Source organism: Halomonas sp. M1 (assembly GCF_029581375.1).
Classification (GTDB): Bacteria; Pseudomonadota; Gammaproteobacteria; order Pseudomonadales; family Halomonadaceae; genus Vreelandella.
In genome coordinates, this window is the sequence record NZ_CP121119.1 from 3431184 (window position 1) to 3455475 (window position 24292).

A 24292-nucleotide genomic window follows, 5' to 3' on the forward strand; every position below is an offset into this window, starting at 1 on the left:
GAGCAGAACGGCCTTCATGTGTGCTTATCCGTAGCTTATATAAGCCCTTCTTTCTATTTTTTCTTAGCCCTGATAAGTTGATCCTATTACCCAAAGGATCAGCAATAATGAGTTTTGACAGTAGTAATAACGTACTTCCTATTGATGAAGAGCTTATAGATAAAATTTTGGTGCCAGCAGCGAAGCATTTTTTGAGCACCGAACAGTACCCCATCAGCTCTCTCCCGATGTTCACTGGGGTAGGCGTTTACGCCATTTATGTCGACAGCGGCGCAGATACGATCTATAACGGGGTGCTTTCTGATGACTACCCGATTTATGTTGGGAAAGCGGTGCCATCTGGATCAAGACAAGGCAAATCAACTACTGCAAAAAGGCAGCTTCGTAATAGGCTCCTTGAGCACAAGAGAAGCATGGAGCAGGGTGGTTTGCCCGTCGAGTACTTCAAGTGTAGATTTATGGTGATGACAGGTATCGGGGAAGATCTGATACCAGCACTGGAATCGACGCTGATTCGCATGTTCCACCCGCTATGGAACTCATATATTGACGGCTTTGGAATCCATACTCCCGGAGAGGGAAGGTTAAACCAGCAGCCCTCTGAATGGGACACTCTGCACCCCGGTCGTCCTTGGCTTCATAAACTCACCGGCGCCCCCAGAGATAGAAACCAGATAGCTGAGAAAATTTGTAGTTACAGAATGAGATAAGTTTAATGAGATCAGTTGAACTATTTGCCGGTGGCGGAGGGCTTGCAATCGGCCTAGAGCAAGCAGGCTTTGAGCCTGCTTTTATCATTGAGAACAATCGTGATGCCTGCAAAACACTAGCTGCCAACTATCTCGGAAAAAGTGGGGCGTCCATTCATACTGGCGACATCCGCAAGTTCGACTACACGTCCATTAAGGAAGATGTCACTCTCGTATCGGGCGGGCCACCTTGCCAGCCCTTTTCCTTAGGGGGTAGCCATAAGGCGTTTAACGACGACCGAGACCTATTTCCCGAAGCCGTGCGAGCAATTCGCGAACTCCAGCCCCAAGCGTTCATTTTTGAAAATGTTAAGGGTCTGCTTCGCAAGTCGTTTGCTGAGTATTTTGAATATATTCTCCTGCAACTACAGTACCCTCTTCTTAAAAGGAATGGCGCTGATTGCTGGACTGAGCACTTGTCGAAGCTCGAAAAGCATCACACAAGCAGGGGTGAAACGGAGCTGGAATACAAAGTTTGCTTTAGGTTGCTCAATTCCGCCAACTATGGCGTACCGCAAAAACGAGAGCGTGTCTTTATCGTCGGTTTTCGCTCTGACCTAGATGTAGACTGGTCTTTCCCTGACCCAACCCATTCACAGGATGCGTTGCTCTGGAGCAAATGGGTTACCGGTGACTATTGGAAGCGGCATAACATGGTTCCGCCTGATCTTGATCCCAAGACTTTTAAATGTGTTAAAGCTCTGCGGAGTCTATATGGAATGTTTGAGCCAACAGAAAAGCCATGGGTGACGGTACGGGATGCGCTTGCCGACTTACCTGACCCTAAGCACTCATCTGCAAGCAACCACCTCAATCACGAGTTTAAAGGCGGAGCAAGGAGTTACCCTGGTCACACAGGCAGCCCTATTGATGAGCCGTCAAAAACGCTCAAGGCTGGCGGGCACGGGGTTCCGGGTGGCGAGAATATGATTCGGTTTGAAGATGATTCCATAAGATATTTTACTGTGCGAGAAAGTGCTCGCGTACAGACTTTCCCTGACGACTACAACTTAGAAGGAGCTTGGGGAGAGGCCATGCGTCAAATTGGGAACGCTGTCCCAGTGCAACTCGCGAGAGTGGTAGGCTCAAGCGTCAATGCGGCTTTAACACGCCTCCAGCAGCGGCAGCTCAAGGCCAGCTAGAATACCGGCAGCAATAATGCCCTGACGGTTATCGATCGTCGCCTGTGCCAGTTTAGGTAGCCTCGATGAGCACAACGCCACCATTGCCGTCTCGAATTGGCTCGCGGGCCGTAATGCCATAGATGTCCGCCAGCTTGCTAAGCGCTCGCACCCGCGTCATGTGGTCTGGGCCTTCAGCCTGGAGCCAGAAAGAACTTGCCAGTACGTCTTCATAACTTTGCTCGCGTACCCAGCGGTCTAATCCCGCTAACCCACCTTCGGCTGCTTCTAAGCGGCGCAGTGTTTCACCTTTCATTTCACCTCTCCAAGCAACTACGGTAGCGAACTGCCCAAAAAAATTATCCTCAAAGAGATGGGGGCGTTCCCGCCGAAGTTGCGCTTTTGCTTCTTCGATTCCCTCAAGCACTGCCGTATACAGTTGTTGCGGGGTGCAGTGGGGGCCTGTTTGCGTAACTAGATTGGTAAGTTTTCCGACCTTAAAAATATATTGGTCAGGGTCGTCTGTTGTCGCAAAAACCCGGAGCCCCCTGTGGTCTTCATAGCGAAGAGTTGGCAAGTCGTTCATTTGGGTACTCCCACAGGTAAGGGCGGTGGCGGAATAGCATGAGCTCGGTTAAGTCATTTCTATTACTTCAAGGCGCGTGGCAAGCTCATCTTGCTCACGCAGCTTCGCAAAGGAGCTGATGCTATCGATTAATAGCTTTCCAGTCTCAGGATCAATATCACCCGTCGATACAGCTTCAAGAACTTGGCGTGCCTGCTGAGTCAAGGGGGCGTCAGGATCAAGTTGGAAGTTGACTCGTTCCGCCCGTGACCTGAGGGGCGGCTGTAAACGGCTAAGTACAATGTTCGCCGCTTGCATGTCTCCCTCAAGTGCCTTTTCGCAGACCACGCGAGCAATTTCTTTGCCACTTTCCATTAATGCAGCCGCAATTTGAGTCTTCTTGTTTAAAGTCCCTTTCGGGCGCCCATTAGGGTTGCCAGATTGTCCCGGTTTCCAAAGATGTTCTGTCGTAGGCATGGTGCCGCTCCTGTTTTTTGCAGGTAAAAAAGAGCTTAATTAAACCGCCTGGAAGGCTCGCTCTGCCTCATCCTTTGCTTTCTTGATGTGGTTCACCTCATCCCAGGTAGCGCCAACAGCTTTGGTTACCTCGCTCCAGATAAGAGGTGAGTATTTATCAATAAGAGTTAAAGCACGTTTGGTGGCATCAAGGCGTTTGACTAGGTTGGGATTCTGTTGCTCGTGAAAGGAACGGGTGTAGGCTGTCCGATATACTTCTTTAAGGCCGCTCAAATAACCGGGTGCGCCAAGCATTGCGGACAGGGTTTGGACATCTTCTGAAGCTAGGGCATGGTTGATAAAAGCCGAGCGATTTTTATCTGAAAGGCCTTTTGCATGGGCTCTAATCTCCGCACTAATTGCAGAGTGAGCTGGTGCTTTCATTGGCTCGTTAAGCGCAGTCTCGGCTGCGTTTGCGGCAGAGATCAGATGCTCTCTCGCCATATCAAAGCTGCGAGTGATTTTATCTTGGCGTTTGCTGGCGAATTCGGCGACTGTCAGAAGTTTGGCGGCTTCGTTCAGTGTGGGGTTCTTAGCCACACTTAGCCTTGCATCATGGATTGCACCTAGCTCTGTATAAACGAGTTCGAACGCTTCGCGAGCTCCTCGAAGATATCCTTCATAGATAGAGTAATTTTCGATGTTCTCAATAACAGCTGGATGTAGTGACGGAGTGACGTCTGAGCGGATTTTCATGTTGGCTACCCTATTGTTGGCACAATGCTTGCATATGCACTACAAACAGTAGTGTAGTTATTTGTAAAATACAATAAAAACAATAGGATGCGTAATTAAAAACATGTTATAGGGAATACCTTGGGCAGCCTTTCAGCGGGGGCTTGGTTGCGGGTATTGACCACAGGAGGGGGTTGCATGATGCTGAGGGCGGAGCGGGTCGTTGTCGCTGGCATGTGGTAATTGGCGGGTAAAACGAACCCCCAGCGCCAGTGCTACGGCTCCAGCAAGCTCGCACAGGCTGCGATCGGGGTTTCGGTAGTGCGTGTGTGCTGGGTGAGCCGGGGAGGCGGCCTGTACGAGCGCATGGCGGGGCGTCGGTTATGCTGGGGCAGTGTATTGAACACATGGTTAGAAAAGGCGGTAGGTAAAGCGATGGCGCTTAGCTTAAAAAGACGGGTGATTTCCGAACTATCTGCGCAACGCCCCCGACCCGAGATAAGCGGCGATTTTTACATGGCTGATCGCCGCTTTCGGGTTGCGTTAAAAAGGGGCGTTGCTTATAGGTATAACGCACCAACGCACCCCCTCGGGGGTGCTGTGCGTATGGGTCTGCGAAAAGGGCGTTAACGATACCCAACGCCCCGACAACGCACCCCAACGCACTAACGCGCCCTCATTCGTTCAACCGCGCTGAGCCATGGCTTTCCATTCTCTTTTTCCTCCTGCAGACGCCCCTCGGTGACAAGCCTGGCAATGGCGTCCCTCAATTGCTTTTGGGTTAGCTGTATCTGTGGTTTCATTTGATCTCGCTGCCTCTCAAGTGAGCGCCCGCTCGGAAACTTTCCCGCTTCGACCTCTTTCCGCACCCACTCGCACACAAAGTCATTCTCTTCAGCAACTCGCACACTGTGGTCATTAGCGTTGTACTGAGCGGCGAGCGCCACGACACACGAGGTGATCGGATCTCCGTCCTCGTTGTGATCGATTAATACCTGCTTCAGGGTAAAAGATTCACCGCAGCCATCCTGGCCATCCTTCGCCTTTGTGAGCTTCCAAGACCGGACTCCACTGCTATCTCGGGCTACTTCAATGGCCGCGTCCAATGCCCCTTGTAGGCCTGACCACCCGCGCAGGCCTCGCTCTCTGTCCTTGCCCGTGTGGTGAACGACAAGAATGCATCCGCCAACCTCATGTTGGATGGTCTGTAGCTCCGAGATAAGCTTGCCCATTCCCTCGCTACTGTTCTCATCAATACCGGGGGCACTGGCTGCAAGTGTGTCGATACATAAGACACCTCCTGTCAGAAGGTGCTGTTGAAGCACTTCAATCAAGGCGTCACGGTCTGCGGGCTCAATAAGGCTGATTGTGGGCGCTTCGATAAAGCTAAGCTGATCAGGCATCCAGTGTGCTTTTTGGAACGCACTGACGCGCTGAGGCACGCCGTGCCCACCCTCGAATGCCACATAGGCGACTGGCGTTTGTCTTACCTTGTGGCCAAACCAAGGCTGGCCTGCTGCAATGTGCGCCAGCATGTCGAGCGTGAGGAAAGATTTGCCACAAGCTGGGGGGCCGTACAGAGCTGCGAAACCTTCTTCCGGAAGGATTCCATGTATGCGCCAGCGTACCGGAGGGCGTTTCACCAACTCAGCAGCAGAGCTAACTTTGATGCGGCTCTTCGCCTGTGCCTTTTCGTTTACTCGCTGCTCCTCTTGGCGTCGATTAAATGCTTCAAGGAGCACGGCAGCAACTTGTTCGCCGTGTTTAATGTGGTAATCCTTGTTGGGATCATCTTCCTCTTGCTGGCGCGTCCGTACTATGGACAGCGTCCGGTTAAGGTAGCGGTCATTCCTGCTAGCCTTATCCCGCTGACCCAACGCACTACCCCGGAACAAGCGTCTACACTGTTCATTGCTGCGGCTGTAGAAGGCAAACATGGACATGAGCGACAGGTCTGCTTCGGACTGGCTGGGGTACTCTATATAACTGTCCCAATTACCTTCATAGAGGTCATTAAACTTGTCGGAGTTACCTGCGTTACGCGCGCGCTCAAGTATTTCCGAATCGTCGTAATCCTCAGGCATTTCTTCCATGCTAGCAGGGTCAAGCTTAGCGCCCCGGGTACGCTCAATCTCACTCACTAGCTGGGCAACCAACTCCCCGCGTTCTTCAAGCGGCCGGTCGTTCATTACGTTTCCGGTACAGACGATGAAACGCTCTTTACTGTATACCTCCACACCATCCCGGCGTACCCCTGCACCACGCCCACCCTTGCACCAAACGTGCCTGCCTAAACCACCTTGGGACAGTTCCGTATAGCTGTCGAACGCCTCTATGATCTTATTGAAGCGTTCAAGCTGTTCCGGAGTAGTGTGCTTAGCAGGGTTATCCTCATTGCGCGCATCTTTGTAATCAATGTCTATGCAGGTATAAGGATCTTGCTCGGTAAGTATAAAGCCAATACCTGCATCGTGAGCGGCTGCTGTCTTAACCGCATCTTCAAACTCCATGAACTTGTGGTGATCATGGACGCTTATATTAACCAGCGTCCCATCTTTGCCCACGCCGTAAGGTGCTTTATCAGAGCCAGCGATACACCACTGCTTGGCCCGCTTTAGCTCCTGCGGTATGTTCACCCAGCGCGCTGGCTGTGGGGCCGCTGGAGCTGCGTTCCCGGTAGCAGTGCTACTAGGGTGCTGGCTCGGGTTGCGCGCGGCCTGTGGGTGTGCACTTTTTTCCCCAAGCTGCTCGGTCTGGGTTTTTTTTTGATCAGTCGGGCTGCTCATAATAATTTCTTAATGCTTACACTAGGCGTACAGATGCTTAACCACATCTTGTATAGCGGCGGTAAGATTAATGTTTTTCGACAAGCCCAAAGTATTGGCAGTACCTTGGGCCTCTCTAAGAAGGGATTAAACTGCATGCTCTGACGTAGAGTTTCGCGTCTGGCTTTCTATGTAATCCAGGAGGTCGCTATCAGAATATCGAACACTATTTCCGATCTTTTTATATGCGGGACCACAGCCGCGCCAACGCCATATCTCTAGGGTGTTTTTCTTCAACCCCAACAGATTGGCAGCTTCGGCAGTGTTCAGTAATTTAATTGAAGAGGTAGTGCTAGTCATGGGCAAGTCCTCGAACTTACCTTGCCATGCTTGGAGTATAGTGCATCGGCAAGATTGGGTGGCTTGCCGTCTGGTCGCGCTGCCCACTGACGGTTAATACGGGCGTGCTTATCAATATGATTACCGATAAGCCAAGAGGCGTTGCACCCCATAGCGCTAACTACGTTTTATATGTTAGTGCGCAGCTTATGTAGTCGCAAGCATTAATTTTATAATGTTTTAATTATAGGGTTTTCTATAGTTAGTTTTGTTTATGGTTGTTGTAATGAATCTTACAACTAAACAACTTAACTTGTTTTATAATCACTAGTGATCCAGTCGGCAACTTGTTGTACTTGTGGTTTTAAGTAACGTAAGTCGCTCCTTTCTGCATAGTGCTTACCAACGATGGACTTGGGCACGTGGTTGGTGAGTAGCTCGACATTAACGAACTCGATCCCACATTGCCTAGCTGTACGCGTGAAGGTGCGCCTGAGATCGTGCGGTGTCAGACGCTCGACTTCCGCTATTGCCTTCAGTTTCGTCAATATGCCTCGAGCATCTGTCACATGGCGTTTCCGGTTTCCTCGCGCTGGAAACACGAAGTCGCTCCCTGTGTCTCGTCTGGCGGCTAGCAGATCGCAGGCCACAGTGCTGAGCGGTAGAGTCACAGCGTTGTGGTTCTTCGGATTTGGCAGGTGCCACCAGCCTTCATCAAGGTTCACTCTATCCCAAGTCAGTTCCGCAGCTTCGCTCCAGCGGGCACCCGTCAGTAGAAGAAAGATGACAATGTCTGTGGTCGTGCGATCATTAGTGTTGCGCATATTGGGATCGCCAAGCGCTAGTAGCGTTTCCCATACCGCTCCTAATTTTTGATTAGGAATGTGGTCTTCCCGCGCCTTTTCCTTGTTCCACACTTTCATGCCGCTGAGAACGGCTACCGGGTTTTCTGGCAGAATGGGTTCGTCGGTAGAGGTGCGATAGCGTTCGCGCGCGTAGTTGAGTAGGGCTCGCAGGTAACGGAAAGCTAGATTTGCTTGTCCAGGTCCGCGCTCTGACATCTCTCTAAAGCGTTCAGCTACTTTATGGCGGGTGATGCTAGCGACTGGTTTGTCTGCCCAAGCTGTAAGATTACGGGTGACGTGCTTCTCGATGTCGGCTTTAGTGCTAGGGCGGAGGTCATGGTCTTGAATGTAGCCCTGCATTACTTCGCGAAGGGTAACGCCAAGTATCTTTTCGCGTTGCTTGGTCTCCTGTGGGTCAACCCCTTGATCCATCTCACGGAGGCGCTCACGAGCTTCTTTGCGCGCTTCATCGCATGTCCATTTGCCGTGGGCTCCGATAGTGAAGCGACGGGATTTACCCGAACCTTTGATGCGACCTTCGGCAATGTAGCTCTTCGCGCCGGCCTTGGTGACACGGACAGCAAAGCCTCGCAATTCGCTATCCCATAGAAACGCTTGCTGTTTACCCTCGGGGCACCGGAACGCCTCGACGCTCTTCTTCGTGAGCTTAGCCATCCTGTTGTTCTCCCTGCTATGTAGGCATCATGTAGGCACAAAAGGTAAAGTTTAGCAGAGGTTCGTAAATATAGGTAAAATCGCAAACAATTGATTAATAAGTAAATTACAAACTTGGTAGGGTAGGGTCTAGCAGGGTAAAGCCATCACGCATGTTACTCATAATCCCTTGGTCGTAGGTTCAAGTCCTACTGGGCCCACCAATTACCAATGATTTCCCTGCCTTTGTTTTTTCTCTCCGTACTTTTAGCGTATACATAGTGTTTCTGAAGTACCTTCTTGTTGACAGCCTTTTTAAAGCACCAGAGCTCATTTCTTTTTACTGTGTACAAAAGGAATGATCCTGGCCATTGCGCTGTTGGCCACTTGATCAAGCGGTTTGTGTTCTAAACTCACGTCGGCTCTGGTGGCGGTATATGTTCCTTTATCTTCCCGCGCTATCACACCGACGCTACTTACATCTATTCTAGTTTACGTATCGGATGGTCGAAGTCCTTCGACCATCCGCCGTGAGATCTCAAAAATAGTAACCCTCGCCGATATCGAGCTACAGATGCCATTGCCATTGCCATGGCGGGCTACTCATTCGTCGTGGTGCTGACTGCGGCGATGCATGAACAGGTGTAGCCCTAGGCAGAGCCCCATCGGTAGGAGTAGCAGCCAGGCACCGCTGCCGAGCGTTTGCGCGCGCCACATTAGCAGTACCATTGCCACGCCCATCATTGCCAGGCAAGCAGTCATCATCCAGTGGTGAATGCGGTTCATTTCGAACCTCCTTGTGGGCTGCTTGTGGCGAAGCGTTGCTTGAGTAGCAGCGAGTTGCCAATGACGGAAAGAGAACTCGCCGTCATAGCGATGACGCCGATCATTGGGTGCAGCAGGCCAATAGCGGCGATGGGAATGGCTGCGACGTTGTAGGCGCTGGCCCAGATCAGGTTTTGGACGATTTTGCCGAAGGTGGCGCGGGAGAGGAGCATGGCGTCTACCACGGCGGTCAGTTCGCCGCGCACCAGTGTCACATCAGCGGCCTCGATGGCCACATCTGCCCCCGCACCAATAGCGATGCCAACGTTGGCTTGTTTCAACGCCGCGGCATCATTGATGCCATCGCCAACCATGGCTACGTGGTTACCGTGCTTTTTCTGTAGCGCGCGGATGGCATCGACCTTACCTTCTGGCAACACTCCGGCCTGAACCTCGTCGATGCCTACCTCGTCAGCCACGGCCCGGGCGGCGCGCTCGTTGTCGCCGGTGATCATCACCACGTGCAGGCCCAGGTCATGCATGCCGCGGATGGCCTCTATGGATTTTTCCTTGAGGGTATCGGCCACTGCCACCAGGCCCAGGGCCTGACCGTCGGCGGCGATGATCACCACGGTGCGCCCCTTGCCCTCGAGCTCTGCCATGGCGTCATCAAGAGTCTCGAGGCCTGTCACGCCTTCCTCTTCCAACAGTCGACGATTGCCGATCAGCACGGTTTCATCGCCCACCTTGCCCGAGACGCCGCGGGCTCCGGTGGAACGGAACTCGCTGACCTCGCCGGGCTTCACATCGTGTTCCTTGGCACCCTCGACGATGGCCCGGGCGATGGGGTGCTCCGAGGCGTTCTCCACACTCGCGGCCAGGGTCAGCAGGCGCGTTTCCTCGACACCCTCTGCGGTGACGGCATCGGTGAGCTTGGGCTCGCCGCGGGTAATGGTGCCGGTCTTGTCGAGCACCATCACTTTGACGTCCTTGAAGGTCTGGATGGCTTCGCCGGAGCGGATCAATATGCCGCGTTCGGCACCGATGCCGGAGCCCACCATCAGCGCGGTGGGGGTGGCCAGACCCAGAGCACAGGGGCAGGCGATGACAAGGACGGCGACAGCGGCAATCAGGGCTAGCGTAGGTGTGCTGGCCTCTGGATTCACCCAAGGCAGAAAGGTCGCGCCCCAGTCGAGGATTGGGCGCATGACATCGGGAAGAAGCAGCCAGACACTCAGGCTGGCCAGAGAGATCAGCAGCACCATCGGCACGAAGCGGCCGGTCATCCGGTCGGCGAACTCCTGGATCGGCACCCGGGAACCCTGTGCTTGGTCGATAAGACGCACTACCTGGGAGAGAAAAGTATCGCCGCCGACGCGGGTCGCCTTGACCCGCAATCGGCCCTCCTTGTTGATGGTAGCGCCGATCACGCTGTCGCCGGTGCTCTTGTAGACCGGTATCGACTCGCCTGTAGCGAGGGATTCGTCGAGATGGCTTTCACCCTCGACCACTTCGCCGTCGGTGGGTATCTTATCGCCGGGGCGCACGATCATGATGTCACCGGGGGCTAGCTCTTTCACCGGCACCTCAATTTCTTCACCGTCGCGCTCCACCCGCGCCGTCTTGGCGCCTAGCGTCATGAGGCGACGAATAGCCTGAGAGGCGCGCCCTTTAGCTAGTGCCTCCAGGTAACGGCCCAGTAAGTGGAAGGTCATGATGGTGGCAGCCATCTCAATGAACGAGGTCATCGGGTAGACAAAGCCAATCAGGCCGATCAGGTAGGGCGGCAGGCTGCCCATGGAGATCAGCACGTCCATGTTAAAGGTGCCGTTTTTCAACGAGCGCCAGGTTGACTTGTGGGTGGCAATACCGCCATAGAGGAATACCACCGGGAAGGCTAGCAGTGCCACGATGGCCAGATAGCCGGGAATTGGCTGCCAGAACATGTGCGGAATCATTAGCAGCATGATCAGGGTGGTGGGTATCGCGGCGATGATCAGTCGCTTGCGAGCTTGGCTTAGATAGGCCTCCTCAATCTCGGTGTCGCTTTCGGCGTCCTCCTGGTCACTCTGCACGGCAGCCACGTCATAGCCTGCTCCCTCGATGGCTTTCTTTAAGGTATCGCCGTCAGGCCCGCTTGCTTCGATGGTCACACTGACATGGTGACTGGCGATATTGGTCTGAATCGTGCCCACACCATCAAGGCGTTCGAGCGTTTTTCGCACGATACCTGCGCAGTGGTCGCTGCCCATGCCGGGCACCGTCAGGATGATCATGCTCGGGGTTGAATCGGACATCATGTGCCTCCTGCTGGCGTCGATGAGAGAACGGCCAAGGATGGCCGTCCGTACTAATGCCTACGCAGTGACATCTCGGTCAGTGATGGACGTCGTGGTCGTCAGGATCGACGTCACTTTCCTGTGTGGCCTGCTCAAGCTGCTGGCGCTGTTCGTCGCTCATCAGGTCATGCATGACATTTCGCATGCGCACCATCTCGGCCATCATCTCGCCGTGCAACTCGGCCATCTGTCCGTGTAGCGCCTGAACCTCATCAGGGTCTGGGCGATCGCCATGCATCTCCGCCATCAGGTCGTCGCGTAGGTTCATTAGACGGCCTTTGCGTTCGAACTGGGCGGGGCGGTGTTCCTGCATCATTGCACGCATTTCGCTGCGTTGATCCTCATCGAGCATCGACATCATGCCCATGCTGGCGCCGCCCATCATCGGGCAGGGCATCATGCCGCCACCCATCATTTCCTCCATCATGCCGGGGCCCATTCCGCTTTGGCCGCCCCCCATCATTCCTCCCATCATGGAGCGTCCTTGGCCCGTTTGGTCACCCATCATCCCTTGGGCGACAGCAACGCCGGTTCCACTGGCAGCGAGTGCTAGGGTAAGTCCGAAGGCAAAAGTGTGCTTGCGAATATCCATGGTCGTTCTCCTTGGCGACAGGCCCATATTGGGCCTAGATGTCGAAGGCCTATATCAAAGGCCTATGTCTGAAGTATTGAGGTTATGTGCGGCACCTAGGTCAATTTTCAATATGGCATTCAGGCATGCCTAAAGCTCATCAGAACGTGAAACAAAGCAGTTTATTGATCTATGTCAATTTTAGTGATTCGGCAACCTGAACCTGCCTGCTGCACTTGGGTTGCGTGTGTCTGTGAAGCCATGAAATACTCTTTATCCTCTATTCGATAGCGATTACCTCTTTGTCATGACTTGCTCCGCTTATAAATGGCTGGTTTGTTTGCTGATGAGCCTTACCTTGGCGCAGCCATTGATGGTCGTGGCGATGGATCATCATGAAGATGAGCCCTGTTTGTTCACTGACATTGATTTAGCCAGTGGAGCGGTCGAGGTTGTCGGGTCTGTCAGCATTGGCGACCACGATGCCTCTCATATGGCAGAGTGCTGTATGCCCTGTGCTCAGTGTGCGGTAAATCTCGCGCTGCTTATCGAAGATGCAACCTCTGCCACGTCGACCTTGCCTCGTTATCTGGTTAACTGGTCACCAGCCCCGCGCACGCTCCTTGATCGCCCTCCTCGCGTTTAAACCTTCATCGCTGAACGTTCAGCTCGCCTTTGGCGGGCCAAGATGAAGATTTTATTCACGAGGAATATCCATGAAACGTCGCGAGTTTCTTCGCTACACCACCTTGGGTGGTTTAGCCCTATCTGGGTCTGGCCTATTGGTTCACGCTTTGGCCGGACGACATACCCAGGCGTTACCAACAGCTCTGCTAGATAACGCTAGCATCCCTGCAGGACAACCCCTTCAACCACTGCCTCGGATTGCAAACTTGAGTGATCAGGTTGGGCGCTTTCAAAGTGTGTTAACCCCCGCTGCCCATGCGGTGCCAGTGGGCGATGGGCTTGAGGCAAAGTTGTGGCTCTACAACGGCAAAGTGTTGCCATTGATTGAGGTGCACGAGGGGGATGAGTTGGAAATCACCCTAATAAATGAGCTTGAGCACCAAACCACATTACATTGGCATGGGGTGCCGGTTCCTCAGGCGCAAGACGGGGCGCCCTGGGATGCTTTGTTACCAGGAACGTCACGACATTATCGTTATGTTTTTCATAGGGGGAGTGCAGGATTACACTGGTTCCATCCCCACCCACATGAAGGTACTGCGCGACAGGTAGCTCATGGCTTAGCGGGGGCATTATTGGTCAGACCCCGGCTAGATGTGTTGCCCATTGAAGTGCAGGAACATCTACTTGTAGTCAGCGACCTACGTCTGAATATGGATGGTGAGGTGGCACCCCATACCAGCGAAGATTGGATGAATGGACGCGAGGGGGAGCTACTCTTGGTAAACGGCCAACGCGAGCCACGTCTTGATGTGGCGCCGGGGACTACTCTGCGGCTGCGGCTGGTCAATGCCTGTGCCGGTCGCTACTTGCGGCTACGTTTGGAAGATCACGAATTGACCCTGATCGGTACCGATGGCGGACTGATCGAGAGACCGCAAGCGCTTGAAGAGTTGCTGCTCACCCCGGGTGAGCGGGTCGATCTGTTAGTGCGGATCAGCGAGAAATCTGAAAGGAGTTTTGAGCTGGCGAGTCATCCCTATACGCGTGGTTGGATGGGGGATAAGCCTGCACACCTGGGCGAGATTGCCCCGCTATTGTCGATTCATACCCGTAACGCTGGGGTGATCCCTACGGTCGCGTTACCTGACCCCTTGTCCCATATCGAACCTCTGGGCGAACCAGCGGTGAAACGTCAAGTGGAACTGACCGAGCTAATGCCAGACCATGGCGATCACGGTGCGGCGAATGGTGATCCGCATGCCAGCCACGGCGGTAGTGAGAGCCATCACGGAACCCATGGGCAGGGGCATGGGCATGGGGCGAGCCACGCTAGCGGCGATGAAATAGCGGTTCGGCCCGAGGTGGATTTCCTGATCAACGGCCGCGCCTTTGCCATGGACGAGATCTTGTTCGAAGGCCAGGTTGGCGAGGTAGAGGAGTGGGAAGTCTTCAATAACTCTCATATGGACCACCCCTTCCATGTGCATGGCACCCACTTCCAGGTGATCGCGACCCGCGATATTGACAGTGAATGGCGAGACGCGCCCTGGCTGGCATGGAAGGACACCGTCAATCTGGCTCCTTACCAACGGCTCAGGCTGCGCATGGTATTCCTTGAACCCGGCGATTGGCTGTTCCACTGCCACATTATCGAACACGAAGAGCTAGGCATGATGGCGACGATCCGTATCAGCTGAACGTGCCTTGTTTTGCTCTAGCCCACCTGACGACTGATAAGGATGTGATGTCATGACCTATTATCGCTGGCCACTCGCTGTGGCCTTCATGCTTACCCTGCTTGCAGGTTGCTCCCGAGAACCGAGTAGTATCAGCCTTGAGCAGCTGCGAGAACAGACCCACATTCACGGCCTGGCCGTCGATCGATCGAACAGCGAGCGCCTGTGGCTGGCCACCCATCATGGCTTTTATGCCGTTGGTAGTGATGGAATGGCCCGACGGGTCTCAGAGGAGTCCCATGACTTCATGGGCTTTGCTCCTCACCCAGAAGAAGCCGAGATATTCTTTGCCAGCGGCCATCCGGCCAGGGGAGGTAATCTCGGCGTGGTTAAGTCCCTGGATTCAGGACGCAGCTGGTCACCATTAGCCGCTGGCGTTGACGGACCGGTGGATTTTCATCAGATGACCATCAGTGAGGCCAGCCCCAATGTGCTCTATGGGGCTAATGCTGGCCAGCTCCAAGTCAGCCAGGATGGTGGTGCTAATTGGCAGATTAGCGACGTGGCGCCGGCCGGGCTGATTGCCCTGGCCGCCTCAAGTCGTGATCCCGAGCAACTCTATGCCGCCACCCAGACCGGGCTGTTGATGAGCCTTGACGGAGGCAAACGATGGCGGCAAGTATACGCTGAGCGGCGCCCTACAAGCCTGGTGGTGGCCAGCCAAGGAGAGCTTTACGCCTTCATGATAGGGGTAGGTTTGCTGAGAGTTGAGGAGGGCAGTCGGGATTGGGAGGTAGTCAAGCGTGGCTGGGAAGAGCGCTATCTGATGCATCTAGCGCTGGATCCGCACGACCCCCAGCGTTTGGTGGCGGTCGATGACCTCAATCAACTGCTGGTCAGTAATAACGGTGGGCGCGATTGGTCACACCTCTAATGAATTGGGAGATACCCCATGTTGCAATATCCCCAGATTAATCCAGTGGCCATCAGCTTCGGCCCGTTCGCGGTTCACTGGTATGGCTTGATGTATAGGGAGGGCTTCGTCGCTGCCTGGTGGCGTGGGCGCCTTACTATCAAAACGGGGCAGTGATGCTGCCCTTTAAGCTAAGTCGATTCTGGCGTCGTTTGCTTCTCGTGGTAGGAGTTGCTCATCTGTTTGGGTTGGTATCCTCACTGGATGCGATGATGTCGAGCCGCACCTCTCAGGGGGCTGTGGCCTGGATCGTTTCACTAAACACATTGCCCTATGTGGCGGTGCCAGCCTACTGGGTGTTCGGCCGCACGAAATTTCAGGGCTATGTTTCTGCACGACGCGACGAGAACTCGGTGTTGGGGCAGGCGCTTGCTGAAAAACTGGCCGAGCTGCGCGCTCATGGGGTTCCGGCTGCACACGCTGACAAGCACTTGGTGGGTGTCGAGCAGCTGGCCAAGTTGCCGTTTCTCGGTGGCAACCGGGTGGAGCTGCTGATCGACGGTGAGCAGACCTTCGAGAGCTTGTTTGCTGGTATTGATGCCGCTGAGCGCTATCTGCTGGTGCAGTTTTATATCGTTCGGGCTGATGAAGTGGGGCTAGCGCTGCAGGCACGGCTAATTGAGAAGGCAAGGGAAGGCGTGCAGGTCTTCTTTTTATACGATGAAATTGGCAGCTATGCGTTGCCGAATAGCTATCTCCAGACGTTGGAAGAGGCGGGTGTTCGAGTGCATCGCTTTCATTCTACGCGGGGGGCGGGTAATCGCTTTCAGCTAAACTTTCGCAACCACCGCAAAATCGTGGTGGCAGATGGTGAAAGGGCCTGGGTCGGTGGACTCAATGTCGGTGATGAATACCTGAAAGGACACCCACGAATTGGCCCGTGGCGCGATACCCACCTAATGATTGAGGGGCCGGCGGCCCTGGCGCTGCAGCTGGTGTTTCTTGAAGATTGGCACTGGGCGACTGAGGAAATCCCCGAGCTTCCCTGGTCACCGCTAATTCCAAGCGGCCATGGAACACCGGTGCTCATTCTTCCGAGTGGGCCCGCAGACCGATTCGAGACGGCTAGTCTGATGATTCAGCAGGCGATTCACGCCGCGCATGAGCGTATCTGGATATCTAGTCCCTACTTTGTGCCAGATGAGGGGGTACTGGCGATGCTTAAACTGGCGTCGTTAAGCGGAATAGAGGTGAAAATCCTGATTCCCGAACGTCCAGATAACCTTCTAACCTACTTTGCCGCCTATGCCTTTCTCGATTCGTTGCTTGAGGCGGGGGTTGAGGTCTATCGCTACGAGGGGGGCTTCTTACATGGCAAAGCCTTTTTGGTTGACGAAATCGGTGCGGCAGTGGGTACCGTTAACCTCGACAACCGCTCCTTTCGACTCAACTTCGAGGTGACGGCGATGGTGATGGACGCCGATTTTGCCGCCGAGATTGATGCGATGTTCAAGGCGGATTTCGCGCGAGCTCGGCAGATGCAGCCAGAAGAGATCAATGAAAAGCCGCTTTGGCATCGGGTGGCGGCTCGAACAGCCTATCTATTCGCACCAGTCTTGTGAGTGTGCTTGACCACTTGCCACAGAGATTTTTGGCGGTTCATGGGATTTTTTAGCTACTATCAGGACAAAGTTTTCATGTTTGGTACGTTGATTCCCTTTGTTCCAGGGAGAGCAGTCCAGTGAAGTTAAAAGTTCTTGTGTTGCGCTGGTTACAATGACCTTATTTTTGCCGATAGCAGTATGTCGCTGGCTGAATAAAGTCATCATATTCTCATGCGGATTCACCAATTTGAGGTGGAAGCGCGAATATCTTCGGGGTGTTCTTATCTGTAATTGTGTTTTGTTGGCGGGTCGAATTACCTTTATATCCATGCTGGGTAAGTAAGCGTTAGTGCGAGGCAAGCTCATTGAAAAAAGCTGGATTATCCTGAATGGTAGCCAGCACTTTAGCCGCCAGTCCTGTGGGGTTACGGCGCTTGGTTTCCCAGCCTTTGATGGTGTCCACACTGGCTCCCATCGCTTCAGCAAACTCCGCCTGAGAGACATGCAGCTTGGCGCGGATGGCCTTCACGTCGGCCACCTCATGGCGCGGCTGGCCTGCGCTTTGCCCTGTTTAATCTCAACGGCTTCCTGCAGTGAAGATTGCAGTTCGTCAAAAATGCTCATTTGGAAACCTCCCCCCTTCAGTTGGTGGGTCAGTGTTTTCAATGTGGCCTTTTCAGCGGGCGTTAAGTTGTCCTTCACGCTCTTGGGGTAGGCCAGTATCAAGTAGATTTTCTCTGTCGTTGCCAAAAAAATGGATAACCCTGGCACCGCCGCTCTTGCCTTGGTTGCCCAATGCCATGCGTATTTTGCGTAGCCCACCCGTGCCCTGAATCAGGTCACCTTTGTCGGGTTGAGCAATCAGGGTTCGCTGCAGCTCCTTTAATTCATCGTCCGTCGCAATGGCCTAGATCTGGCGTGTGAACGTCGGGGTTTCGATAAATTCAATCGCATGACTCACGTTGGGGCACTTCCTTTAGTCAGCTTGTCTTTTGGTGTACATAGTACATTTCTGGTTATCAACTCCCGACCTTTCATTTTGATGTGGCTAGCAGTAATTTGGTTGCCAACTGGTCGTCGCTTGGTTGTCATTTGGCTGCTAACAGGGTGAAAGTCATGTAAGGGGTGTGACGTGTGGAAATCTTTAAGCATATGAAAAATAAAAATTTAAGCGTTGTCGACGCGATCCCGAAGTCTGTTTAGCTGCACTTACAATCCTTTAGTCTAAGGTTGACCTTTCCCTAAAGACTGAAGCCATCCATCACAAAACTATTTGCTTGATTAGCTACCCGCTTTAGTTCAACACGTACCCATGAAGCGTTTCTGAAATACTTTCTTTTAGCGGGTTTAAACGCTAAACCTCACTTCTTTTTATTACGCATAAAGGGAAAGATTTTGGCCATGGCGTCATTGATAACTTGATCAAGGGGTTTGTGCTCTAAGCTAATAGCTGCTCTGGCGGCGGTGTATGTTCCTTTATATTCCCGGGCTATTTCACTGTCAGTCATGCTATCGGGTAGCTGCTCTTTTTTACGAATGGCGTTGATGACATCCTTATTCATAGCGCTCTCCATTAATGCCGTGGTATCACCAGCATAGTGCATAGCGGCTCGACGTTAAAACGCTGTAGGGGTAGCCGGGAGGGAAGGGTTTTATAGCGAAAAGAGAGGGGTAGAGCGGCAATTGCCTTTTACTATGCGGTTAATATACGAGTATATAGCGCGCAATCTTCAATGTAGCACTCGCATGAGGCTTCAATCAGGCCGGGTCGGTCAATCACCGTAATTTCACCGCGGTGGTAGCGAATTAAACCGCGCGACTGTAGGGCAATAGCGGCTATCGTAATTCCCGCGCGGCGTACGCCTAACATCATGGCGAGAAAGTCGTGGGTTAGCTGCAGTTGATTAGAGCTAGCGCGATCCTGCGTCATCAATAGCCAGCGAGCAAGGCGCGCTTCAATGCGGTGGTAGTGGTTGCAGGCCGCTGACTTCGCGAACTGGTTCATTACGACATAAAGATAACTGTTTAGCCGTTGATGCAGTACCGGGCTTTTCTTTAATAGCTGCTGGAAGCGGGTGGCATTGATGCGCAGAGCGGTTCCTGTCCCCTGAACTAGCGCAAGTAGGGGGGCTTCATCGACGCCTAGCACTAGCGAGGTGCCTAACATGCCCTCTTTGCCAGCCATCGCAACTTCGAGTCGGTTATCAGCGTCGATAATAGCGATGAGCGAAATAAAACTATCGATGGGGAAATAGACGTGGGAAACCGTATCTGCGGGCTGGAATATCACTTCTCCAAAGGCAAGTTCTACGGTTTCGCATTCAGCCATAAATGCATACCGCTCACTCTCCGGAAGTGCAGCTAGCAGCTCATTGGACATGGGTTTTTGGACAATTAAAGTCATGTGCCTCTCCGGTTATCAAAACCTGGCAAACGGCACAATGAGGGTAGTCATCATTTTGATGTCGGCTGCAGAGTTACCGTCCTAAACTCTTACAACGGTAGCTCTGCATATTAACATTGGCTGAAACACGCGTCGGCACGCTAGCGTACACAACTCGCGAATGGTTTTGCGTTTAAGAAGTCTTACTTAGCGGCAGGTCATAGGATGCTGTGGCGATGGAGTAAGCGTTCATATTCGTCTTTAACTACCCCGTAGCACTCGCAGACACGTGCCTCAAGCCCAGGTCTGTCTAGTACGGTGATATGTCCTCGGCTGTATGAAATCAAGCCTGCCTTTTGGAGTTTACCCGCTGACTCGGTCACCCCTTCTCGTCGTACGCCCAGCATGTTGGCAATCAGCTCCTGTGTCATGACCAGTTTGTCCCCCGGTAGCCGGTCAAGGCTGAGGAGCAGCCAGCGGCATAGCTGTTGATCGACGCTATGGTGGCGATTACACACCGCTGTTTGTGCCATCTGTGTTATTAAGGCTTGAGTATAGCGAAGTAGCGATTTCTGCATCGAGCCTGCGCGGTAAAATTCGTTTTTAAGCAATTGGCCTTTAAGGCGGTAAGCGTGCCCCGCACTTTGCACGATCGCCCGGCTAGGCGTGGTTTCTCCTCCCATAAATAGCGATACGCCAACAACACCTTCATAGCCCACCACCGCAATTTCTGTAGAGGCACCGTTTTCCATTACGCAAAGCAGCGAAACGATGGAGTCCGTTGGGAAGTAGACGTGGCTCATTTGCTGGCCTGATTCGCATAAGGATTGGCCTAAGCACAGAGGCACTTTCTCTAGGTTCGGCATTAGTCGATTCAGTTCTTCTTCTGGCAGCATGCCAAGCAAAGAGTTTTGCTGAAAATCACGCGTATTAAGCATTGAACACCCCCCGTTATTCCAAGCTATCGCGCAGTTTTATTTAAGTGTGGTTTTTCGCGTCAGACGTTTTTTTGTTATGTAACAATTCTGGCTCGGAAAGCTCGCCGTGGTTAAGTATAGCGAGCCAGAGGGCCATTACTGTACGTTAGCGCACATAGCCCTTTTTAGCAGGCTAATAAATAGTGCTATTTCTTTGAAAGAAAGATTTTGAAGGGGAGCATTGGTACGTTCGCTAGCGCACGGTTAAACGCTGGTTTATCTATTAGTATGCTTATCAGTGAGGCAAAGGAACTGCCGAAACAGGACGTTGCACTGTGCGCTGCAGGGACGCAGCGCTCTCTTTTTTTATCCTCTAACGGCGTAGTTCTTTGTTTTGGGCTATAAGCAGATGGAATGCAGTCAAAACATGTTCTATGTGCGCTTTCGAACAGAAGGTGGGCTTGCAGCTCTTTTAAAGTCGAACAAAAGCAATCAATTCACCAGCGCTGGTGAGTAATACGCAGCGGCTTATCTGGATAAAAATAGTTTTTAAAAACAAGGAGCAGGCCCGTGGAACCAAAAGCGACCACGCTGAGCGGCGTTTGTATAGCGAGTGAGGCGTTGTCAAATATAAAAGGCAGCGGAACATACTATACGGAGGCACGACTGCGCAGCGTGGAAGCTACACTGCAAGCTGTTACGGAGTGGGCTCAGGTGACTCTGGATTCAATCGGGGATGCCGTGGTAACGACTGATTTAGCGTGCCGGGTCACCTATATGAACCGGGTCGCAGAAAGGCTTACGGGCTGGTCAAGCAGTGACGCGTTAGGTAAGCCTTTACCTGAGGTCTTAACGCTTGTTAATGGGAAGACACTAAAAACGGCTGCTAATCCAGCGCAACGTGCCATGTACGAAAACCGTACGGTTGGTCTTGCGTTAGATTGTGTACTGATTCGCCAGGATGGCAGTCAGCTTGAAATTGAAGACTCGGCAGCACCGATACATGATCGTGACGGTTATATTAGGGGAGCGGTGATTGTTTTTCATGATGCCTGTCAGTCCCTTACCCACTCCTCCAGGTTTGCTTATCAGGCGCAGCATGATCCGCTGACTGGCTTGCCTAACCGTATCTTACTGTCAGAACGTATCTCGCAGGCGATTGGGCTGGCAAAGCGCCATCGGCATCAAGTCGCCCTTATGTACCTCGATCTTGATGCCTTTAAGCCTATCAATGACTCTCTTGGTCACGGTGTGGGTGATCAATTGCTGCAATCGGTGGCGGATCGCCTTAGCAGCTGTGTCCGTGATACGGACACAATATGTCGCCAAGGGGGGGATGAGTTTGTGGTGCTGCTGAGTGAAATTGAAAAGCCCCAGGATGCTATAGCGTTTGCTCAGAAAATCCTTAACGCGCTAGCTGAACCGCACCGCGTTGGTAATCATGAGTTGCGCATTACCACCAGTATCGGTATTAGCCTTTATCCTGACCATGGCGTCGATGCCAGTACACTGCTCCATAATGCTGATATGGCCATGTACTACGCAAAAAGTAGCGGGTGCAATCACTCTCAGTTGTTTAGAAACAGCATGAATGCGTTGGCAGCGCAGCGCAGCCATATTGAGTCACAGTTGGAACGGGCACTTAAGGACGGGGCGCTATTTCTCGATTTTCAGCCCAGAGTTGAACTCGCCACTGGCAAGTTAATGTGTGCCGAAGCCCTAGTGCGTTGGCGCAACCCGACCCTGGGGCTTATGCAGCCATCGGCGTTTTTGCCCGTAGCTGAAACCCACGGACTGATTGTCCCTATTGGGCACTGGGTGCTGCATGAGGCATGTCGCCAACTGCAGGCGTGGCGAGAGGAAGGTATTGAGATCGTACCTATCGCGGTGAATATGTCGGTCATTGAGCTACACGATAAGCGTTTGGCCGCTTATGTTGCCGATATCTTAGCTAAAACAGGGATAGAAGCCCGTTATTTAGAATTGGAGGTGTCTGGAAGCAGCCTTCTTGTGCACCATCAGGATGACATCACAATATCGACGTTGACGGCGTTAAGAGCGCTAGGCATACGCATTTCGATAGATGACTTCGGGGCGGGGGATACCAGCCTGAAACATCTGCAGCGCTACCCCCTGGATACGATCAATATCGCTCCCTGCTTTGTTCAAGAGATGCTCGATAATCTAGAAAATGCCAGTTTTACAAGGGCGCTTATCAACTTTGGCCAGCAGTTATCCTTACGTGTGATTGCCAAAGGAGTTGAAACAACAGCACAGTTTGATTATCTCAAGTTACATGGGTGCGATGGCGCTCAGGGCTTTTTGTTTAGTAAGCCGCTGTCAGCAAGAGCGTTTAGTTTGCTGCTTGGCACTCAGCCTTCTGATAGCCTGAACTCTCCAAGCTAGGAATTTTTACAGCTAGGTAGGGGGTAGGCAATAAAAAAGCTGGGCACCTATGGCCCAGCTTCAGCGCTCTACTGTGAACGGTTGCTTCGTTAAAACAGCTTTTAGCGTTTAATTACCGCCAGCGGCACCGCCTACGATGCCGCTGCGAAAGCCGCCGTCGCTTGGGTTGCTGGAGCGGTTTTTAAGGTGGTTGGCAACGGTATCTTCAGGTGAACCTGCCATTTCGCGGAACATACCCATTGAGCCAAGAAGCGCTGATGATTCGTAAGGCACAAACACGCGTTCGCCGTTTTTCGCCATATTGGGTAAGCCTTTGATGTAGCTTTGCCCCAATAGATACCCTACGACGGTGCGCTTGTTCTCTTCGCTGTCGCCAATGGCGTTGAGTACCAGTTTGATGGATTCTTGCTCACCTTGGGCGCGCAGAATGGCCGACTCTTTGTCGCCCTGGGCGTTAAGGATAGAGGATTCACGCTGGCCCTGAGCCATAGCAATGGCGGCTGATTTTTCACCTTCGGCTTCGGTTACTGTGGCGCGGCGCTTGCGTTCGGCGGCCATCTGTAGGCGCATGGCCGACTCCACCTCGTCGGGCATGGCAATATCCTGTACCTCTACCCGGGAAATTTTAACGCCCCACTTAGATGCGGGCTCTTCCATGGCCGCTTGAATCTCGTTATTAACTTCGGCGCGGGATTCAAACAGCTTATCCAGCTCCATTTTACCTACCACCGAGCGCAGCGTGGTTTTGGCGAGTACTTCTACCGCTTGGCTCATGTTTTCGACTTCATACACGGCCCGCTTAGGGTCGATGATTTGATAGTAAAGGGCACCGTTGATCCGCACCGTTACGTTATCGGTAGTCACCACTGGCTGGCCGGGGAAGTCCATCACCGTTTCACGGCGGTCGATACGGAACTCATCGGTCATAATGGGCTGGTAATCCTCACCCATTTTGCGATAGCGAATCATGGTGATCGCACGGGGCTGTTCAATAAAGGGAATAATAATGTTGATACCGCTTTCCAGCACGCGGTGAAACGAGCCGAGCCGTTCCACGACCATCACTTCGGATTGGCGAATAATCACCAGCCCTTTAGAAATGATCACGATTGCGATCACGACAATAATCAGGCTAATCAGTAAACCTGGGCTAATGGGTAAATCCATGAGGTCATTCATGCTTATGGCTCCTTGCGTTGGGAAAGATCATCCTGACGAGTTAGGTCTGCTGGCTGTGGCAGCATAACCAAGGCGGTAGTGCCTTCAAAGCGTTTGAACACCACTAGGGTGTCGGGCGACAGTTCTGTTTCACCGCTTTCTACGACGCGTAAGCGGTAAAAATCACCGTTTACTTTAATGCCCGTGGCGTTATCAAAATCGCGTCGTTGCGTTCTGTAGAGGCTGCCTTTTTCAACGCCGGTACCGGTGGTGCCGTAAGCGACGCCTTTGGGTGTAAAACGTGGGCGAATCACCATCACACCAAGGGGTACCAACACACCTGCAAAAACAGCCATGCTGATCAACTGCCAAGGCAGCGTGAAACCAAGTGCCGCAACGGCGGCGGTAAACGCTGCCGCGATGCCCAGTGCGAGTAGCACCATAGCCCCAGAGCTGAGCTCGGCTAAGCTCAACAGCAGGGCGACAACTAACCAGCTATAAGCAGGGTTCCAGTCCATGCGTGCTCCTATGCCTTTGATGAATGATGCTATCTCCAGGGTAACGCACTCAGCGCATCTTGACCTGTGGGCTGCCCGTAGGTTTTACACTTTATTTGTGGTCAATAACTATTTTGGCTTCTCTAAGCGTTACCCATTGCCTATAGGCTATTCCCTAAAGGCTATTCCCTACAGGAGAGTTGC

The 24292-nt window shown here is 52.9% G+C and carries 23 protein-coding genes and 1 pseudogene; 8 read left to right on the forward strand and 16 right to left on the reverse strand.

Annotated features, from left to right (window positions below):
- Positions 1-107: 107 nt before the first annotated feature.
- A complete protein-coding gene (locus P8S54_RS15750; RefSeq protein ID WP_281442491.1) occupies positions 108-710 on the forward strand; it encodes an Eco29kI family restriction endonuclease in 603 nt (200 codons plus the stop codon).
- A gap of 5 nt (positions 711-715) precedes the next feature.
- Entirely contained in the window at positions 716-1891 is a 1176-nt protein-coding gene (dcm, locus tag P8S54_RS15755; protein ID WP_281442492.1) for a DNA (cytosine-5-)-methyltransferase, read from the forward strand.
- 52 nt (positions 1892-1943) lie between these two features.
- Here dcm and P8S54_RS15760 read toward each other — a convergent pair whose 3' ends face one another.
- The 9 genes from P8S54_RS15760 to P8S54_RS15795 all read right to left on the reverse strand — a co-directional run bounded on the left by P8S54_RS15760 (position 1944) and on the right by P8S54_RS15795 (position 11925).
- Positions 1944-2456 carry a hypothetical protein gene (locus P8S54_RS15760; RefSeq protein ID WP_281442493.1) on the reverse strand — a complete coding sequence of 171 codons (513 nt, stop codon included), beginning with the start codon at positions 2454-2456 and terminating at the stop codon, positions 1944-1946.
- A 48-nt stretch (positions 2457-2504) separates the two neighbouring features.
- On the reverse strand, positions 2505-2912 hold the full coding sequence (locus tag P8S54_RS15765) for a DUF5681 domain-containing protein (protein ID WP_281442494.1): 408 nt from the start codon (positions 2910-2912) through the stop codon (positions 2505-2507).
- A gap of 39 nt (positions 2913-2951) precedes the next feature.
- Positions 2952-3647 carry a hypothetical protein gene (locus tag P8S54_RS15770; protein ID WP_281442495.1) on the reverse strand — a complete coding sequence of 232 codons (696 nt, stop codon included), beginning with the start codon at positions 3645-3647 and terminating at the stop codon, positions 2952-2954.
- A 644-nt stretch (positions 3648-4291) separates the two neighbouring features.
- Positions 4292-6412, reverse strand: coding sequence for an AAA family ATPase (locus P8S54_RS15775; protein WP_281442496.1), 2121 nt, complete (start codon positions 6410-6412; stop codon positions 4292-4294).
- 126 nt (positions 6413-6538) lie between these two features.
- Positions 6539-6751, reverse strand: coding sequence for a helix-turn-helix domain-containing protein (locus P8S54_RS17235; RefSeq protein ID WP_348651268.1), 213 nt, complete (start codon positions 6749-6751; stop codon positions 6539-6541).
- A gap of 287 nt (positions 6752-7038) precedes the next feature.
- Positions 7039-8250 (reverse strand): integrase family protein, encoded by a 1212-nt coding sequence (locus P8S54_RS15780; RefSeq protein WP_281442497.1) that lies wholly within the window; start codon positions 8248-8250, stop codon positions 7039-7041.
- 582 nt (positions 8251-8832) lie between these two features.
- Positions 8833-9015, reverse strand: a complete 183-nt coding sequence (locus tag P8S54_RS15785) for a hypothetical protein (protein ID WP_281442498.1) — start codon at positions 9013-9015, stop codon at positions 8833-8835.
- On the reverse strand, positions 9012-11291 hold the full coding sequence (locus tag P8S54_RS15790; protein WP_281442499.1) for a heavy metal translocating P-type ATPase: 2280 nt from the start codon (positions 11289-11291) through the stop codon (positions 9012-9014). Before P8S54_RS15790 ends, P8S54_RS15785 begins: the two co-directional genes overlap by 4 nt.
- A 79-nt stretch (positions 11292-11370) precedes the next feature.
- On the reverse strand, positions 11371-11925 hold the full coding sequence (locus tag P8S54_RS15795; RefSeq protein WP_281442500.1) for a Spy/CpxP family protein refolding chaperone: 555 nt from the start codon (positions 11923-11925) through the stop codon (positions 11371-11373).
- A 337-nt stretch (positions 11926-12262) separates the two neighbouring features.
- Here P8S54_RS15795 and P8S54_RS15800 point away from each other — a divergent pair, with 337 nt between their 5' ends.
- The 5 genes and pseudogenes from P8S54_RS15800 to cls all read left to right on the forward strand — a co-directional run bounded on the left by P8S54_RS15800 (position 12263) and on the right by cls (position 16745).
- The gene (locus P8S54_RS15800) at positions 12263-12550 is read left to right on the forward strand and encodes a hypothetical protein (RefSeq protein WP_281442501.1); all 288 of its coding nucleotides are present in this window, start codon (positions 12263-12265) and stop codon (positions 12548-12550) included.
- Between the two features lie 70 nt (positions 12551-12620).
- Positions 12621-14231 (forward strand): multicopper oxidase family protein, encoded by a 1611-nt coding sequence (locus P8S54_RS15805; protein ID WP_281442502.1) that lies wholly within the window; start codon positions 12621-12623, stop codon positions 14229-14231.
- 52 nt (positions 14232-14283) lie between these two features.
- Positions 14284-15144 (forward strand): F510_1955 family glycosylhydrolase, encoded by an 861-nt coding sequence (locus P8S54_RS15810; protein WP_281442503.1) that lies wholly within the window; start codon positions 14284-14286, stop codon positions 15142-15144.
- Positions 15145-15162: 18 nt separating this feature from the next.
- Positions 15163-15276, forward strand: a pseudogene (locus tag P8S54_RS15815) (prolipoprotein diacylglyceryl transferase family protein); the annotation flags it as partial.
- Between the two features lie 23 nt (positions 15277-15299).
- Positions 15300-16745: a cardiolipin synthase gene (cls, locus tag P8S54_RS15820; protein WP_281442504.1), complete on the forward strand. Its 1446-nt coding sequence runs from the start codon at positions 15300-15302 to the stop codon at positions 16743-16745.
- Positions 16746-17073: 328 nt separating this feature from the next.
- On the opposite strand, the gene nadS is transcribed toward cls, so the two are convergent.
- The 5 genes from nadS to P8S54_RS15845 form a co-directional block, all read right to left on the reverse strand.
- Entirely contained in the window at positions 17074-17256 is a 183-nt protein-coding gene (gene nadS / locus P8S54_RS15825; RefSeq protein WP_281442505.1) for a NadS family protein, read from the reverse strand.
- Positions 17253-17549, reverse strand: a complete 297-nt coding sequence (locus P8S54_RS15830) for a hypothetical protein (RefSeq protein WP_281442506.1) — start codon at positions 17547-17549, stop codon at positions 17253-17255. The genes nadS and P8S54_RS15830 overlap by 4 nt, the downstream gene beginning before the upstream one ends.
- 539 nt (positions 17550-18088) lie before the next feature.
- Entirely contained in the window at positions 18089-18289 is a 201-nt protein-coding gene (locus P8S54_RS15835; RefSeq protein WP_281442507.1) for a hypothetical protein, read from the reverse strand.
- A gap of 131 nt (positions 18290-18420) precedes the next feature.
- A complete protein-coding gene (locus P8S54_RS15840) occupies positions 18421-19131 on the reverse strand; it encodes a Crp/Fnr family transcriptional regulator (protein ID WP_281442508.1) in 711 nt (236 codons plus the stop codon).
- 197 nt (positions 19132-19328) lie between these two features.
- Positions 19329-20048 (reverse strand): Crp/Fnr family transcriptional regulator, encoded by a 720-nt coding sequence (locus P8S54_RS15845; protein WP_281442509.1) that lies wholly within the window; start codon positions 20046-20048, stop codon positions 19329-19331.
- Between the two features lie 693 nt (positions 20049-20741).
- On the opposite strand from P8S54_RS15845, the gene P8S54_RS15850 reads away from it, so the two are divergent.
- Positions 20742-22433, forward strand: a complete 1692-nt coding sequence (locus P8S54_RS15850) for an EAL domain-containing protein (RefSeq protein WP_281442510.1) — start codon at positions 20742-20744, stop codon at positions 22431-22433.
- A gap of 108 nt (positions 22434-22541) precedes the next feature.
- On the opposite strand, the gene P8S54_RS15855 is transcribed toward P8S54_RS15850, so the two are convergent.
- Together P8S54_RS15855 and P8S54_RS15860 are read right to left on the reverse strand one after the other, a co-directional pair.
- A complete protein-coding gene (locus P8S54_RS15855; RefSeq protein ID WP_035540729.1) occupies positions 22542-23600 on the reverse strand; it encodes an SPFH domain-containing protein in 1059 nt (352 codons plus the stop codon).
- Positions 23601-23614: 14 nt separating this feature from the next.
- A complete protein-coding gene (locus P8S54_RS15860) occupies positions 23615-24109 on the reverse strand; it encodes a nodulation efficiency, NfeD-like protein (RefSeq protein ID WP_281442511.1) in 495 nt (164 codons plus the stop codon).
- Between the last annotated feature and the right edge of the window lie 183 nt (positions 24110-24292).